The organism is Azonexus sp. GW821-FHT04F04 (assembly GCF_059420025.1).
On the sequence record NZ_JBWKSX010000005.1, the window covers coordinates 214,820 to 231,029 of the forward strand.

The following is a 16,210-nucleotide window of genomic DNA, read 5'->3' on the forward strand; positions in this document are numbered from 1 at the left end:
CGTCAAATTTGGGACTTTCAAATTAACATCATGTACTTAGCAATGCAAGCTAAACCCGCTTCTCAAACCTGCCCTTTTTGCATATCCCCAACAAATAAAAAGCCGGGGCTTTGACCCCGGCTTTTTTGTCAAAAGGATGGTACCGATCAGGCGTCGAGCAGAATCCGCAGCATGCGACGCAGCGGCTCGGCGGCGCCCCACAGCAACTGGTCGCCGCAGGTAAAGGCAGCCAGGTATTCGGGGCCCATCGCCATCTTGTGCAGACGGCCGACCGGGACGGTCAGGGTACCGGTTACTGCCGCCGGGGTCAGCTCGCGCTCCGATATCTCACGATCGTTCGGCACAACCTTGGCCCAGGGATTGGCCTTGGCCAGCATGTCGCTGATTTCGTCGAGCGGCACGTCCTTCTTGAGCTTGATGGTCAGCGCCTGACTGTGGCAACGCATGGCGCCGATGCGCACACACAGACCGTCGATGGGGATCGAACCCGCCGAGCGGAAAGCCGGCTTGCCGAGAATCTTGTTGCATTCAGCGCCGCCCTTCCACTCTTCCTTGGACTGGCCGTTCTCGTAAGGCACATCGATCCACGGGATCAGGGAACCAGCCAGCGGTGTGTTGCGGAAATTTTTCTTCGGGAAGGCATCCGAGCGAATGGTCTCGGCGACCTTGCGGTCGATGTCGAGAATGGCAGAAGCCGGATCAGCCAACAGGTCAGCCACCGAAGAATGGATGGCGCCCATCTGGGCAATCAGTTCGCGCATGTTCTGTGCGCCGGCACCGGAAGCGGCCTGATAGGTCATGGACGTTGCCCATTCGATCAGGTCGTTCTGGAACAGGCCGCCAAGACCCATGAGCATCAGCGAAACCGTGCAGTTGCCACCGATCCAGTTCTTGCCGCCCTTGGCCAGCGAGTCCTTGATCACATTCATGTTGACCGGGTCGAGGATGATCACCGCGTCGTCAGCCATCCGCAGTGAAGACGCGGCATCAATCCAGTGACCATTCCAGCCGGTAGCGCGCAGCTTGCCGAAGACTTCCTTGGTGTAATCGCCGCCCTGGCAAGTGATGATGATTTCGCAGGCCTTCAGGGCTTCGATATTGGATGCATCCTGCAACGGCAGCGAGGCTTCCTTGCCACCGAAAGCCGGGGCCTTGCCACCTGCCGCCGAGGTCGAGAAATACACCGGATCGATATGGGCGAAATCGCCCTCTTCCACCATGCGCTGCATGAGGACCGAACCGACCATACCGCGCCAACCAACCAGACCAACCTTCTTCATCTCATCACTCTCCGTGAAAAATCTTTATTACAGCGCCGCCAGCACGGCGTCGCCCATTTCCTTCGTGCCAACCTTGTTAGTGCCGCGTTCGTAAATATCGCCGGTCCGATAGCCTTGGGCCAAAACCTTTTTGACCGCATTTTCGACGCGCAGTGCCTGCTCTTCGAGGCCAAATGTGTAACGCAGCAACATCGCCACCGAGAGGATGGTAGCCAGCGGATTAGCCACGCCCTTGCCGGCGATGTCGGGCGCCGAACCATGTGACGGCTCGTACATCCCCTTGTTATTGGCATCGAGCGAGGCCGACGGCAGCATGCCGATGGAACCGGTCAGCATGGAAGCCTCATCGGACAGAATGTCGCCGAACATGTTGCCCGTGACCATCACGTCAAACTGCTTCGGCGCCTTGACCAGTTGCATGGCGGCGTTATCGACCAGCATGTGGCTGAGCTCGACATCCGGGTAATCATGCGCGATCTCGATCATCACATCGCGCCAAAGCTGGGTTGTTTCCAGCACATTCATCTTGTCGACCGAGCACAGCTTCTTGTTGCGTTTCTGCGCAGCCTGGAAGGCGACATGGCCGATGCGGCGAATTTCCGACTCGCTGTAGACCATGGTATTGAAGCCGACACGCTCACCGTTTTCTTCGCGAATGCCGCGCGGTTGGCCGAAATAAATATCACCGGTCAGCTCGCGAACGATCAGGATATCCAGACCGGAAACCACCTCCGGTTTCAGCGTCGAGGCATTGGCCAGTTCGGGGTAGAGAATCGCCGGGCGCAGATTGGCGAACAGTCCGAGATCCTTGCGAATACCTAGCAGGCCACGCTCCGGGCGCAACTCGCGAGCGAGCACGTCCCATTTCGGACCACCAACGGCGCCGAGCAGGATGGCATCGGCCTCTGCTGTCAGCTTCTTGGTTGCTTCAGGATACGGCGTTCCCGTCGCGTCAACGGCACCGCCACCGATCAGGCCTTCTTCGAGTTCCAGCTTGAGATCAAGTGACGTGAGCACACGCACGGCTTCAGCAACGATTTCCGGACCAATGCCGTCACCCGGCAGAACACAAATCTTCATGGTTTTTCCTTATTACGCAAACAGCCAAGGCTGGTTGATACGACGCTTCTCTTCAAATTCGCGAATTTTCTCGGCTTGACGCAAGGTCAAGCCAATGTCGTCCCAACCGTTGATCAGACATTCCTTGCGGAAGGCATCGATCTGGAATGGAATGGCATAGCCATCGGGGCGAATGACAGCTTGCGCCTGCAGGTCGACAACCAGCTTGTATCCGGGCGTCGCTTCGACCTGCTTGAACAAGGCTTCAACTTCAGCCGCCGGCAAGACGATGGGCACGATGCCATTCTTGTAGCAGTTGTTGAAGAAAATATCGGCAAACGATTCGGCGATGATGGCCTTGAAGCCAAAATCGAGCAGGGCCCACGGCGCATGTTCACGCGAACTGCCACAGCCAAAATTGGCACGAGTCAAAAGCACCTGCGCACCTTGATAACGTGGCTGGTTCAGCACGAAATTAGGATTCTTCGGCCGCCCGGAGGCATCCTGCCCCGGTTGACCGACATCCATGTAGCGCCATTCATCAAAGGCATTCGGCCCGAAGCCTGAACGCTTGATGGACTTGAGAAACTGCTTGGGGATGATCGCATCGGTATCGACGTTATTGCGGTCGAGGGGCGCCACCAAACCTTCCAGACGAACAAATTTATCCATTACTCCACCACTTTCTGCACGGCGTCGCCACCCTTCTTGAGTGCACCGCCAACCGCCTCGCCACTCTTGTGCAGGGCGCTCTCGACAGCTTCGCCGCCCTTCTGCAAAGCCTCACCGGTCTTTTCAGCGCCGATGGCGACATCCTTCTTGACGCCCTGCGCAGTATTGCAGGCGCCCAGACAAAGCACAGCAAACAAGACAAGCCAATTCTTCATGATCGTCGCTCCTTCTTACAGAACGTCTCGCACGTCGGCAAAGCGGCCGGCAATTGCTGCAGCAGCGGCCATGGCCGGGCTGACCAGATGGGTGCGTCCGCCCGGACCCTGACGGCCTTCGAAATTGCGGTTGGAGGTCGAGGCACAACGTTCGCCCGGCTCCAGACGGTCGGCATTCATCGCCAGACACATCGAACAACCCGGTTCGCGCCACTCGAAACCAGCCGCGATGAAAACCTTGTCCAGCCCTTCCGCTTCAGCCTGACGCTTGACCAGGCCGGAACCCGGCACAGCCAGCGCCAGCTTGACGGTCGCCGCGACATGACGCCCCTTGAGCACGGATGCCGCCTCGCGCAGGTCTTCAATGCGCGAGTTGGTGCAGGAGCCAATGAACACCTTGTCGATGGCGATATCCTGGATCGGCGTATTGGGATTTAGACCCATGTATTGCAGGGCGCGTTCCATGCCTTCGCGCTTGACCGGGTCGGTCTGCTTGGCCGGATCAGGAACGACGGCGTCGATGGCGACGACCATTTCGGGCGAAGTACCCCAGGTCACTTGCGGACGAATATCCTCGGCCTTCAGCGTGACAATGCGATCAAACTGTGCGCCAGCGTCGGAATGCAGCGTGCGCCAATAGGCGACCGCTTTTTCCCAGATATCCCCCTTCGGCGAGAACGGGCGACCTTTCAAATAATCGATGGTTTTGTCGTCGACCGCGACAAAGCCCATGCGCGCACCGCCTTCGATGGCCATATTGCACAGGGTCATGCGACCTTCCATGCTCAGGCCGCGAATAGCGCTGCCGCCGAATTCGATGGCGTAGCCGTTGCCGCCGGCCGTGCCGATGGTGCCGATGATGGCCAGCGCCACATCCTTGGCGGTGACGCCCTTGCCGAGCTTGCCGTCGACGGCGATCAGCATGGTCTTCGACTTCTTCTGCAGCAGGCATTGGGTAGCCAGCACGTGCTCGACTTCAGAGGTGCCGATACCGTGGGCCAGACAGGCGAAAGCACCATGCGTCGAAGTGTGCGAGTCGCCGCAAACAACCGTCATGCCGGGCAGCGTGGCGCCGTTTTCCGGACCAACGACGTGCACGATGCCCTGCCGCGCATCCTTGAACGGAAAATAGGCCAGCGCACCGACTTCGCGGATGTTGTCATCCAGCGTTTGCACTTGTTGACGCGACACGGGATCCTTGATGCCTTCATCCCAGTGATCGGTCGGCGTATTGTGGTCGGCCGTCGCGACGATGGACGAGATGCGCCAAGGCTTGCGGCCGGCCAGCTTGAGGCCTTCGAAAGCCTGCGGGCTGGTGACTTCATGCACGAGGTGACGATCGATATAGAGAAGGGCCGTGCCATCAGCTTCCTGATGGACGACATGGTTCTCCCAAAGCTTGTCGTAAAGGGTCTTCGACATGGTGCGTAATGTGGGCTGTAAAGCCTTGAATTATTGCACAGGATCTTTCGTTTTTGCCCTGTTTTCCCGGTTGACCGTAGCATTCGCACCGACCCAGCCCCAGACCAGCACCAAGCCGACCAGCGCGAACACGGCACCGAGCGTAAAGGTCCAGCCAGAGCCCAGCGAATCCCAGGTCCGGCCGCTGATCAGCGCGCCGAGCAAGCCGCCAGCGCCGAACGACAGACTTGAATACAGCGCCTGTCCCCGGCCCTGCGCCCGACCGGGAAACCACTGATTCACTGCCGCGATGGAAGCCGCGTGGTAGGCGCCGAACGTCAGGCCGTGGAGTAGCTGGACGACAATCATGATGGCCGCCGACTCGACGCCCCAGCCCATGAGCAGGAAGCGAACAACTGCTGCGCCAAAACAGGCGAGCAGGATGGCGCGTAGCGATAACCACCGCGACAGCCGCGCCATGAACATGAAAACGACGATTTCCGCGACCACGCCGAGCGACCAGAGCAAGCCGACTTCGGTCTTCGAATAGCCGTGGGCATCGAGATGGATCGAGTAAAAAACGTAGAAGGCGCCATGCGCCGCCGACATCGCGAAACAGGCCGTCATCAGCGCAATGACTTTCGGCTGGCGCAGAATTTCGCCAATCGGCTGAGCGTTGCTCTCATGCAGGACCGGCGGCGCTTCCGGCAGGGTCAGCGCGTAAAACAGAATGCCGGCCAGAATCGCCCAGCACACCCAGAGCACGCCGACCGGTGGCGCCATGTCGAGCAGCGCCCCGGTCCCCATCACGGCGACGATGAAGCCGATTGAACCCCACAGGCGGATACGGCTATAGCGGCCGCGCTCTTCACGCAGATGATCGAAAGTCAACGTCTCGACCAACGGCAGCGCAGCACTCCAGAAAAAGGCCAGGACCGCCATCGCGACCAGCATGCCGGGCAATTTGTCGAGCCAGAAAAAAGCGGTGAATCCGGCCAGACCAATCCCGGCAGCCAGTCGAATGATCGCCATGCGCCGACCAAAACGGTCAGCCAGCCAACCCCACAGATTGGGGCCAAAGAGGCGCATCAACTGCATCTGCGACATCAGCAGACCGATGTCCCAGGCAGAAAAATTCAGGGATTGGAGATAGAGCCCGAAATAGGGCGAGAAGGCGCCAATGAAGGCGAAATAGAAAAAGTAGTAGCCCGAGAGGCGCCAGTAAGGCAAAGCATGCATCCGGCGATTTTACCGGATGCAGGATCGGGAACAGGCTTCGATCAAGCCTTGACGGATTGCTGGCCGGCGCGGAAGGCGAGCAGCAGATGGTAGATTTCGTCCTTGAGCTTGACGCGCTGTTTCTTCATGTCTTCGATGGTGAAGTCGGCGACCGGCATGTCCTGCTCTTCGAGATCCTCGACCTTGCCGGTCAAGCGGTTATAGGAAGCGAACTGACGGGCAAAATAGGCATTGCTGGTCTTGAGCGCATCAATCCCGTCCTTGAACTCGGGAAACTCCTGGTACAGATCGTGATGATCAACTTGCATGGTTTTCTCTCCCTGTTGCGATGATCAGCCGCCTGGGCGGCAAAATGGAAATATTACGCGATTTCACCCGGTATGCGCGGCGTCGCACACACCACGTCACCGCACTGAGCGCGGTGACGCAAGGCATGATCGATGAGGACCAGCGCCAGCATGGCTTCGGCAATCGGCGTGGCGCGAATGCCGACACAAGGATCGTGCCGCCCCTCGGTCGCCACTTCGATGGCGTTGCCCTGACGATCGATTGAGCGACGCGGCTGGGCGATCGACGAGGTCGGCTTGATCGCCATATTGACGACAATATCCTGCCCCGTCGAAATGCCGCCCAGCACGCCGCCAGCATGATTGGTCACAAAGCCCTGCGGCGTCATTTCATCTCCATGCTCGCTTCCCTTCTGGGCCACCGACGCAAAACCAGCGCCGATTTCGACACCCTTCACGGCATTGATGCCCATCATGGCATAGGCAATTTCCGCATCGAGACGATCATAAACCGGCTCGCCCCAACCCGGGGGAACACCAGTCGCGGTCACGGTGATTTTGGCGCCGACCGAATCGAGCGATTTACGCAGGCTGTCCATATAGCTTTCAAGCTCTGGCACCAGCCCGGCATTCGGCGCAAAGAAAGCGTTCTCGCGAATGTCGTCAGCCGAAACAAAGGGAATCTCAATCGGACCGAGAGCACTCATCCAGCCACAAATACTGATGCCATAACGCTCGTTCAGCCACTTGCGGGCAATCGCCCCGGCCGCCACGCGCACGGCAGTCTCACGGGCCGACGAACGGCCGCCGCCACGGGGGTCGCGGAAACCATATTTCTGGGTGTAGGTGTAATCGGCGTGACCAGGACGGAAGGTGTCGGCAATATTGCCGTAATCCTTGCTGCGCTGGTCCTGATTGCGAATAAGCAGGCCGATTGGCGTGCCGGTGGTCTTGCCATCAAAGACGCCGGAAAGAATCTCGACGGTATCCGGCTCGCGACGCTGCGTCACATGACGCGACGTACCCGGCTTGCGGCGATCCAGTTCGGCCTGGATATCAGCCTCGCACAAGGCCAGTCCGGGTGGGCAGCCATCAACAACACAGCCGATTGCCGGGCCGTGCGACTCGCCAAAGGAGGTAACGGTAAACAGGGTGCCAAAAGTATTGCCGGACATGGAAGCTGCGTTCTAATATGGAATGAGGAGTTTACCATGCCGAGCAAGAAGCCCTCCCCCACACCGTCGACTGTAGCAAAACCATCGACCCGGCCCCCGCCCCGCAAGGGGGGCTCGAATGCGGCGCCAAATGCGCGCCAACAGCCCGATAACCGCTGGCAAAGAACAAAGCGTTACGGCAGGGACAGCCGCTAGCTGTAAACGAACAAAAGGCAGCCGAAGCTGCCTTTTGTATTCGCTTGAAGCTCAGGCCTCCTGCTGATCCGTTGGCCAGTTCTTGATGTAGCTCTTCAGCATCTTGTTCTCGAAACTCTGCTCTTCAAGAACCGCCTTGGCCACATCGAGGAACGAGATGACGCCCATCAGCGTGTCGTCTTCGATGACTGGCAGATAGCGCGAGCGCTTGTCGATCATCAAGCGACGCAAGTCGTTGGCTTCCATATCCGGAAAAGCAGTCACCGGATTGGTTACCATCACATCGCCGACAGTCAATTGTTCCGCAGTCGCCGCCTTGCCCTTGAGCGCCAGAAGGACTTCGCGGAATGTCAGCATGCCGACCATCTTGCCGCCATCCATGACAACCAGTGAGCCGACATCAAGATCGGCCATGCTGTCGATAGCGAAAGCCAAAGACTGTTGCGGCGCCGCTGTATACAGCGTGGCGCCCTTGACTCGAAGTATTTCCCGGACCTGCATTGCGCTCTCCCGCACTCGGTTTTAATTGGTCGGTTGATCTTAGAGCATCCTCCCTGATTCGGAAAGACCAACGGCACTTCTCGTCTCGCATAAGGTCGAAGGACAATAGCAAGAGCATCAATCGATACAAATCGTTACGCGGATTTGATAAATTTATTGGCATTGGCACTTGCGAAATGTCATAACCATCTATACACTTGGTTATATCACCTAAGGCATATATCGCTAGGATGCTTAGGTAATCCTATTCCACTAGCGTATGGAGATTGAATGATGTCTACTGTTAAAACCATCGAGAAAATCGACGCTCGTGAAATTCGTCGCAAACTTGGCCTGAATCAGCAACAGTTCTGGTCCACCCTCGGCGTGACGCAGAGTGGCGGTTCCCGCTACGAAAGCGGCCGCAACATGCCGAAGCCGGTGCGCGAATTGCTCCGTCTGGTTCATGTCGAACAAGTCGATATCAAAAACATCAAGCGTGACGACATCGAAGTCGTCGAGTATTTGAAGGCTCAGGAACCGGAGCTGTTCAAGTCGCTGAAGAAATCGGCTCGCGCTCACGCAAAAAAAGCGGCCTGATTTTTGCCCCGAAAGGGGCGTCGACCGTAACAACGGGCATCACGGGGAAACAATGACCCGGATGCCCGTTTCCTTTTCTATCTGTTCGGCGAAATCAGCCAAAACCTCGATGGAAAGAGGGTTTAAGCGGGATGCCGCAGCTTGCATAGACGGCCTGGCCAATCCGTAAAGGTGCACGCCAGCCAGCTTTCCAGCGAGCGGTCGAAGCAGATCACAATAGGCCAGTCGCGACGCCAGCGACGGCGCAAGGCCATCCAGCGCGAACCAGCAGGTTTGCACCCATGTTGGCGCGAGCTCAGCGCAAATTTCGAGATTTTTTGATGTTTTTGCCATTTGCCACGGAACGCCGTTAATTTCGGCGACCTCTTCGGCTGTAGCGCGGTCAATCTTGAACCAGACTTCGCCCCCCAGTTTGGCCAGATGACGGATCCCCGACTGAACTTCAGTGCGATGCATCAGGCTGCCGTTGGTGATCAGGCGCACGACCAGTTTGCCTTTTTGGCCAAAGCGCTCAAGCACCCTCCCGACCACGCCGACTGCATCGGCGAACTCGGCCGCGCTTGTCGGCTCACCGTTGCCGGAAAACGCCACATCCATCAACCGCCGCGCCTCGGGTGGCACTTGCCGAAGCATGAAATCGCCGTTCAGCGCGTCGTCGAGAAAGCCGGCCAGTTCGCGCTCCAGGCACTCCAGATCAATTGGCGGCGGTCCGCCCCGCGTCAGGTTTTCGACCTGGCAATAAAGGCAGGCCCAGTTGCAGGCATTATTGGGATTGAGATTAATCCCGATCGACACGCCGCCAGCCCGGCGCGAGATAACGGGATAAACGTAGCGCAAGCCGGCACTGTCGCGGCGGTGATCGTCTGTGGAGAGCATGGCGCATTGTATAATCCGCGACCGCCTTGTTGAGCAAAACGCCCATGTTGATTACCCGCCGTCTCGAATTCGATGCCGGGCACCGCATCCCCGACCACAAAAGCCAGTGCCGTCACTTGCACGGGCACCGTTACGCCATAGAAATCACCTTGTCCGGCAGCGTCATCGACAAGGCTGGCGATGCCGCCAACGGCATGGTGATGGACTTTTCACAGGTCAAGGATCTGGCCAACATCCATCTGGTCAACGAATGGGATCACGCTTTCCTCGCCTACGCGGGCGACACGGCGGTTGTCGATTTTCTCGCGTCGATGCCGGGCCACAAGACAGTCATCCTCGACCGCGTGCCTACCGCCGAGAATCTGGCCCGCATCGCTTTCGAGCGCCTCGACGCAGTATACCGCGACACCTACGGCAACCATCTTCGGCTAGAACAGGTCCGCCTTTACGAAACGCCCAACTGCTGGGCTGACGCACTTCGCACCAAGCTGGATTGAGCGGAAAAAATTCTCCCCCTATACTGCACGAATACAGCAAGCACATTGACTGCAAGCGCGCGGAGGGGGAGATGAAAAACAAGAAAGCCAGCCTGCTCGGGCGAACATCGCTCAGGCCGGCATGAGCCCGCCCCTGGCAAAGGCCCCCAAGACTGCGCTGGTCCTGACTGGCGGAGGCGCCCGGGCGGCCTATCAAGTCGGCGTCCTGCTCGCCGTTGCAAAACTGTCGACCAACCGCCGGAAAAACCCCTTCCCCATTCTGTGCGGCACCTCGGCTGGCGCCATCAACGCGGCCGGTATCGCCTGCCTGGCTGACAATTTCGGCAAGGCCGTTTCGGTCCTGGCCAGCTTCTGGCGCAACATGCACGCTGGCGACATCTACCGTGCTGACCCACTCGGCATTGGCATCTCGGGTGCGCACTGGATGACCATGCTGACGCTGGGCTGGCTGATTCGCAGCCGGCCGCGCTCGCTGCTCGACAATTCCCCTCTGCGCGAGTTGCTCAGTCGCCACCTCGATTTCCGTGGCATCGAGCGCTCGATCGCCAATGGCGCGCTGCACGCCCTGAGTATTTCGGCATCCGGCTACGAATCCGGCGACAACATCAATTTCTTTCAGGGCCACGCCGACGCCCAGCCCTGGCATCGCGTCCAGCGCATCGGCATCCGCTCGGAAATCGGTGTCGACCACCTGCTTGCCTCGAGCGCCATCCCCTTCATTTTTCCGGCTGCCAAGATACACCGGGAGTTTTTCGGCGATGGCTCAATGCGCCAACTGGCACCGATTTCGCCAGCCATCCACCTCGGTGCCGAGCGAGTACTGATCGTCGGTGCGGGACGCAAGAATGAACATCAGGAACGTCGCCGGGTCGACAGCCATCCGTCGCTGGCCCAAATCGCCGGCCACGCGCTATCGAGCATCTTTCTCGATAGCCTGGCAGTCGATATCGAGCGGATGCAGCGGATCAACCGAACCCTTGCCGCCATCCCGCCCGACATTCGGGAAACCAATACAATTCCCTTGCGGCCAATCAAGGCCTTGATCATTTCGCCCTCCGAACGTCTCGAGCGCATCGCCGCCGAACACGCTGGCGCCCTGCCCTGGGCGATGCGCATGATGCTCGGTGGCATTGGCGGCATGAACCGCCGCAACGGCACGCTGACCAGCTACCTGCTTTTCGAGAAACCCTATACGCGAGCCCTGATCGACCTTGGTTATGCCGACACGATGGCGCGCTCCGACGAAGTCGGAGAATTCCTCGACCTTTGAGCCTGATTCGTCGCGCTCAGAACTTCCCGGAATCAAGCGCCACAGGCAGATCCGGCGTCACTTGCTCGAAACGCAAGGTCCGCTTTCCCTTGTGATCCTTGCTGAAATCGGTGGCATCCACCTGACTGGCCAGCGGCACGAGCTCATGCCCCATCGGGCCAAGGACATCGGAGCCAGTAACAAAGATAGCCTTGCGCGCGTCGATCCGTTCCAGATTGTAGAAATCGGTGACGTAGATACCCGTGATGTCTTCCTTGCGATGATTCGGCGCGTATTTCGGCAGGTCATGCAGGAACTTGAACATGTCCTTGGCGCCGTCGAAGAAATGGGCATGGCCATCCTTCCACGTCACGACAGCCACCCAGTTCGGATACTTGGAAACCAGCATGCCGCAGACCGGGCAGAGATCCTTCGGCCCCGGCTTGGGCACATTCTGGGCTGCCGCCATGGGTGCCCAGAATGCGACCAGAAGGATCAATAAGGTACGGCGCAGCATCAGCCCTTCTTCATTTCAGCGGCGCGCTTGCGGCGCTCTTCGCGATTCTTGCGAATCATGCCCACATCGGAGGCCATGTCGAGGTAGGACTCGCGCAGCGCGTCATTGAAGTTGCCCAGTGTGCCACCATGCTTGGCCTGGAATTCCCTGGCGGTGCTCAATGAGGCGAAGGAATGCTTGCTGCGTTTGGTCATCGCGTGCTTGAGGTCGGCGCCGATCAGGTAAACCAGGTTGTCGACCGGTACCAGCGGACGCGGTTCGACGGTTGAGCCGTAGTCCGGCCCCCAGATGTTCTTCGGCTCGCGGTCGATATTGACGCCCAGACTGAGGGCCAGGCAGTGGATTGAGCAGACACCATCGCTCAGATCGTCGGCGTACTGGACGAGCATGCGGGCACGGTGATGCTCCTTGCGATCCATGCCGCAATACGGGCACTTCGGATATTTCTCGAATTCGTTTTCCAGCGGCTTGGCGTCGGCTGGTTTTTTGGGAATGAACTGGTTCGGCGTGCCGTCGGTGGCGCAGGCGGTGTTCGCACCGGCTTGCGTCGAAGCGGCGGCGAAGCCCGAAAGAACGGACATCTTGAGAAGGTCACGGCGTTTCATTTTTGCTCTCCCTGAAGCTGTTTGTTAGCCGTGAAATATTAGCGCCCGATGATGCGCCAACGCTGCGACATAGTGTCGCACTCAGCCGAGCAGCTTGTTCATCACCGTGTAGTAGCGAAGGCCCTGCCAGAGCGTCGATACGCCCAGGGCGATAACGAACAGCGCGGCGCCTTTGAGCAGCCAGCCGCGCAGTTTCGGCCCGAGCTTGCCGAACAGGAAGGAAGCCGACAGCATCGAGGGCAGCGTGCCGGCACCGAAGGCCAGCATCAGCAGACCGCCATCCAGCACTGAAGGCGCTGTGGTGGCCTTGACGGCCATCGCCATGGTCATCGCGCAGGGCATCAGGCCGTTGATCGCCCCGCCGATCAGCGCGCCAATCACCGGGCCTTTCTGCACAGCCAACCCGAACTGCTTGCGCAGCCAGGCGACGGGTGCGAAACCGAGGCGGTTGCGGAAGGGCGAAACGCCGAGCAGATCGAGGCCGAGCAGGATGACGACGATACCGGCAACGATCTGCAACACACCTTGCAGCTTGCCGAATTCACCGGTGGAAACGAGCACGGCGCCAATTGCCGCGGCAATCAGGCCAACGACCGTATAAATCCCGACCCGCGCACCGTGATAGGCCAGATAAGGCCAGACACCCTTAGCGCCGAGTTTCATGAAAAACCCGGACACCAGGCCGCCGCACATGCCCAGGCAATGGCCGCTGCCGAGCAGGCCGGTCATGAAGGCGAGCATGTAAGAAAATTCCGTGATGGCCTGATGGTGGGCGTGATCCATGAGTGCTTTGCTACGGTCAACCGGAAAAATTGGCCAAAATTGAAATATTCACCGCTGCAGACGCAGGGAGTTGGCGACGACCGAGGTTGAGCTCATGGCCATGGCGGCGGCTGCGATCATCGGGTTGAGCCGGCCGGCGGCGGCGACCGGGATGGCGACGACGTTGTAGCCGAGCGCCCAGAACAGGTTCTGGCGGATGATCGCCATGGTCCGGCGTGACAGGTCAATGCCGGCCGCGACGCGGGCGATGTCGCCGCCGACCAGCGTGATATCGGCCGACTCGACGGCGATGTCAGCGCCGCCGCCGATGGCGAAGCCGACGTTGGCGGCGGCCAGCGCCGGCGCATCGTTGATGCCGTCGCCGATCATGCCGACCTTTTCGCCGGCCTGCTGCAATGCGTGGATGACGGCCAGTTTGTCGGCCGGCGTGGCGCGGGCCACGACGCGGTCGATGCCGACCAACTGGGCAATGTGGCGAGCGACGGCGTCGACGTCGCCGGTCGCCATCACGGTTTTCAGGCCGAGGCGGTGGAGCAGTGCGATGGCCTCGCGGGCGCCGGCGCGGGGCTGATCGGCGATGGCGAAAATGGCCATATTTTTCCGGTCGACCGTAGCAAACACCGGCGTCTTGCCCTGCTCGGCCCAACGGGCGGCTTCGTCGGCCAGCGGGCCGATGGCGATGCCTTCGGCCTCCAGCAGACGGGCGTTGCCGATAACGATATCCACGCCGTCCACCGTCGCCGTGACGCCCAGCCCGGGCCGCGCGGCAAAGGCTTCGGCGACCAGCGTTTCGCCCGCTCGCGGCCGGCACCAGTCGGCCAGGGCGCGGGCCAGGAAGTGTTCGGAACCGGCTTCGGCCGCGGCGATCAACGCCGCCAGCCGGGCCTCGCCCATGCCGGGCAGGATGAAGGTGTCGGTGACGACCGGCTTGCCTTCGGTGATCGTGCCGGTCTTGTCGAAGACCACCGTGGTCAGTTTGGCCGCCGTTTCGAGCGCCTCGCCGTTGCGGATGTAGATGCCGCGCTTGGCGGCCTGGCCGGTGCCGACCATGATCGCCGTCGGCGTGGCGAGGCCGAGGGCGCAGGGGCAGGCGATGAGCAGGACGGCAACCGAATGGGCCAGCGCGGCGGAAACCGGAGCGCCGGCCATGGCCCAGCCGCCGAAGGTCAGCGCGGCAATGCCGCCGACGGCCGGCACGAAGCGCGCCGAAATGCGGTCAGCCAGTTTCTGCACCGGCAGCTTGCTGCCCTGCGCCTGATCGACCAGCTTGACGATCCCTGACAGCACGGTGTCGCCCCCGACGGCAGTCACCGTCATGACGAAACTGCCATTGCCGTTCAGGCAGCCGCCGATCACCTTGTCGCCGGCCGTCTTGGCGACCGGCAGCGATTCGCCGGTGATCATCGCTTCATCGACCGAGGAAGCGCCTTCGAGCACGCAGCCGTCGGTCGGAATCTTGTCGCCGGCCCGCACGCGCAAGCGGTCGCCGATCTGCACGTCGTCAATGGCCACTTCGAATTCGGTGCCGTCGGCCTCGATGCGCAGCGCCGTTTCCGGCTGCAGCTCGATCAGCTTGCGGATCGCTTCTCCGGCCTTGCCCTTGGCGCGCTCTTCCATGTAGCGGCCGAGCAGCACGAAGGTACAGATGCCGGCTGCCGACTCGAAATAGACGTGGTGATGCATCCGGAACACGCCGGGAATGCTGTAGGCCCAGGCGGCACCGGCGCCGATGGCGATCAGCGTGTCCATGTTGGCTTCGCCCTGCTTGGCGAGCATCCAGGCCTTGCGGAAAATGCTGTTGCTGCTGCCGAACAGGATGGCCGACGACAACGCGAACTCCATGACGCGCAGGGCAGGCAAACGGTGCATGGCCATGCCGGAAATCATCACCGGCACAGTCAGGATGGCGGCCTGGATGAAGCGTTTCTTGGCTTCCTCGACGCGTTCCTTTTCACGCTCGACGATCAGGCGGCGTTGCGCCAGCGTGTCCATCGGTCGCGTCGTATAACCCAGCGCGCCGACGACTTTCGACACCGCCTCACGGTCGATCACGCCATTGACCGTCACCGTCTCGGCGGCGAAATTGACCGAGGCGTAGCGCACGCGCGGGTCGCGCTTGAGCTTCATTTCGATGAGCAGGGCGCAGGACGCGCAGCTCATGCCTTCGATGGCCAGCGAGCATTCCTGCAGCGGGCCGTCGACCGGCGCGGCAACGACCGGCGCCGCTTTCGGCGCGGCGATCAGGTTGCCGAGCACGGCGTCCAGCGTCGCAAGCAGGCGTTCTTCCGGCAAGGTGGCCGGGTCGTATTCGACAACCAGCGAACCGATGTCGGCGACGATGCGCACTTCCTTGATGGCCGGATGCTTGCGTAGCAGGATTTCCAGGATGTAGCACCGCTCCTGCTCTTTTTCGAGCGAGGGGGCCAGCACCCGAAGGCGGCGGCGCAGGCGGTGGGCGATCCGGAAATGCTTTGGGGTCACTTGGTTTTACGGTAACGGACGAGCAGGAAGACGAGATAGAACACGGTCAGCCAGGCATTGCTGTTGGCCACCGGGTTCTGCAGCCAGCGCTTGGTGATCAGGTCCCAATGCACGCGGATCAGGTAGAAGGCGACGATGTCGTTGAAGAAATTGGTGATTGCCTTCTCGGTCAGCGCGCTTTCGACCATCGGCTGGAAACGGGCCTGCAGCGAGCCTTCGGCCGGTGGCGCGGCCGGGATGATCAGCGCCTTGAGCTTGTCGAGCAGCGGCTGGAGGCCGTTGTTCAGGTCGATGGACGGGGTGGCTTCCGGCTCGGCGGTCGGCGCTGCATCCAGCGGCAGGCTGGGCAGCAGGCTGAACAGGTGGCGGGCGACCTCGGGCGTGCTCAAAATCTGCGCGTTGAAGCGGATGGAAATCCGCTTCCAGCCACGGTCGACCGCAGCGCTGCTCAGACCAGCCAATGACTTCATGCCTTCTTCGATGGCGCCCACGGCGGCCTCGCCGCAGATCTCGGCCGGCAGTTCGAGGCGCAGATAGCCCGGTTCGCGGTGCAAAACGACGATGCGTTGCGCCAGTTCGGCGGTTTGCGTCATGTTGCC

At 60.4% G+C, this 16,210-nt stretch carries 18 protein-coding genes; 3 read left to right on the forward strand and 15 right to left on the reverse strand.

All coding sequences use genetic code 11. The features are described from left to right. Positions 1–146 precede the first annotated feature (146 nt). From asd to AC07TV_RS12410, 9 genes are all read right to left on the reverse strand, one after another. Positions 147–1,280 carry an aspartate-semialdehyde dehydrogenase gene (asd, locus tag AC07TV_RS12370; protein WP_494648660.1) on the reverse strand — a complete coding sequence of 378 codons (1,134 nt, stop codon included), beginning with the start codon at positions 1,278–1,280 and terminating at the stop codon, positions 147–149. Between the two features lie 27 nt (positions 1,281–1,307). Beyond that, positions 1,308–2,360 (reverse strand): 3-isopropylmalate dehydrogenase, encoded by a 1,053-nt coding sequence (gene leuB / locus AC07TV_RS12375; RefSeq protein WP_494648661.1) that lies wholly within the window; start codon positions 2,358–2,360, stop codon positions 1,308–1,310. Between the two features lie 12 nt (positions 2,361–2,372). Next, entirely contained in the window at positions 2,373–3,011 is a 639-nt protein-coding gene (gene leuD / locus AC07TV_RS12380; protein ID WP_494648662.1) for a 3-isopropylmalate dehydratase small subunit, read from the reverse strand. Continuing rightward, positions 3,011–3,226, reverse strand: coding sequence for an entericidin EcnAB (locus tag AC07TV_RS12385; RefSeq protein WP_494648663.1), 216 nt, complete (start codon positions 3,224–3,226; stop codon positions 3,011–3,013). Before AC07TV_RS12385 ends, leuD begins: the two co-directional genes overlap by 1 nt. 15 nt (positions 3,227–3,241) lie before the next feature. Beyond that, on the reverse strand, positions 3,242–4,648 hold the full coding sequence (gene leuC, locus AC07TV_RS12390; protein WP_494648664.1) for a 3-isopropylmalate dehydratase large subunit: 1,407 nt from the start codon (positions 4,646–4,648) through the stop codon (positions 3,242–3,244). 30 nt (positions 4,649–4,678) lie between these two features. Then, entirely contained in the window at positions 4,679–5,866 is a 1,188-nt protein-coding gene (locus AC07TV_RS12395) for an MFS transporter (RefSeq protein WP_494648665.1), read from the reverse strand. A gap of 41 nt (positions 5,867–5,907) precedes the next feature. Continuing rightward, positions 5,908–6,174, reverse strand: a complete 267-nt coding sequence (locus tag AC07TV_RS12400; RefSeq protein WP_494648666.1) for an HP1242/YdcH family protein — start codon at positions 6,172–6,174, stop codon at positions 5,908–5,910. Between the two features lie 53 nt (positions 6,175–6,227). Further along, positions 6,228–7,328, reverse strand: a complete 1,101-nt coding sequence (aroC, locus tag AC07TV_RS12405; protein WP_494648667.1) for a chorismate synthase — start codon at positions 7,326–7,328, stop codon at positions 6,228–6,230. 246 nt (positions 7,329–7,574) lie between these two features. Beyond that, positions 7,575–8,024: a CBS domain-containing protein gene (locus AC07TV_RS12410; RefSeq protein ID WP_494648668.1), complete on the reverse strand. Its 450-nt coding sequence runs from the start codon at positions 8,022–8,024 to the stop codon at positions 7,575–7,577. Between the two features lie 273 nt (positions 8,025–8,297). Between AC07TV_RS12410 and AC07TV_RS12415 the strand changes: the two genes are divergently transcribed. Then, positions 8,298–8,603, forward strand: coding sequence for a helix-turn-helix domain-containing protein (locus tag AC07TV_RS12415; RefSeq protein WP_226405690.1), 306 nt, complete (start codon positions 8,298–8,300; stop codon positions 8,601–8,603). 39 nt (positions 8,604–8,642) lie between these two features. Here AC07TV_RS12415 and AC07TV_RS12420 read toward each other — a convergent pair whose 3' ends face one another. Further along, positions 8,643–9,479: a radical SAM protein gene (locus AC07TV_RS12420; protein WP_494648669.1), complete on the reverse strand. Its 837-nt coding sequence runs from the start codon at positions 9,477–9,479 to the stop codon at positions 8,643–8,645. Positions 9,480–9,523: 44 nt separating this feature from the next. Here AC07TV_RS12420 and queD point away from each other — a divergent pair, with 44 nt between their 5' ends. Continuing rightward, positions 9,524–9,976 (forward strand): 6-carboxytetrahydropterin synthase QueD, encoded by a 453-nt coding sequence (queD, locus tag AC07TV_RS12425; RefSeq protein ID WP_494648670.1) that lies wholly within the window; start codon positions 9,524–9,526, stop codon positions 9,974–9,976. A gap of 121 nt (positions 9,977–10,097) precedes the next feature. Next, entirely contained in the window at positions 10,098–11,246 is a 1,149-nt protein-coding gene (locus tag AC07TV_RS12430; RefSeq protein WP_494648671.1) for a patatin-like phospholipase family protein, read from the forward strand. Between the two features lie 16 nt (positions 11,247–11,262). Here AC07TV_RS12430 and AC07TV_RS12435 read toward each other — a convergent pair whose 3' ends face one another. The 5 genes from AC07TV_RS12435 to AC07TV_RS12455 form a co-directional block, all read right to left on the reverse strand. Next, positions 11,263–11,742, reverse strand: a complete 480-nt coding sequence (locus tag AC07TV_RS12435; RefSeq protein ID WP_494648672.1) for a nitrous oxide reductase accessory protein NosL — start codon at positions 11,740–11,742, stop codon at positions 11,263–11,265. Next, on the reverse strand, positions 11,742–12,347 hold the full coding sequence (locus AC07TV_RS12440; RefSeq protein ID WP_494648673.1) for a nitrous oxide reductase accessory protein NosL: 606 nt from the start codon (positions 12,345–12,347) through the stop codon (positions 11,742–11,744). Before AC07TV_RS12440 ends, AC07TV_RS12435 begins: the two co-directional genes overlap by 1 nt. A gap of 81 nt (positions 12,348–12,428) precedes the next feature. Further along, complete coding sequence (locus tag AC07TV_RS12445) at positions 12,429–13,130, reverse strand: sulfite exporter TauE/SafE family protein (RefSeq protein WP_494648674.1); 702 nt, start codon at positions 13,128–13,130, stop codon at positions 12,429–12,431. 48 nt (positions 13,131–13,178) lie between these two features. Beyond that, a complete protein-coding gene (locus tag AC07TV_RS12450) occupies positions 13,179–15,611 on the reverse strand; it encodes a heavy metal translocating P-type ATPase (RefSeq protein ID WP_494648675.1) in 2,433 nt (810 codons plus the stop codon). Next, positions 15,608–16,204, reverse strand: coding sequence for a hypothetical protein (locus AC07TV_RS12455; RefSeq protein WP_494648676.1), 597 nt, complete (start codon positions 16,202–16,204; stop codon positions 15,608–15,610). Before AC07TV_RS12455 ends, AC07TV_RS12450 begins: the two co-directional genes overlap by 4 nt. Between the last annotated feature and the right edge of the window lie 6 nt (positions 16,205–16,210).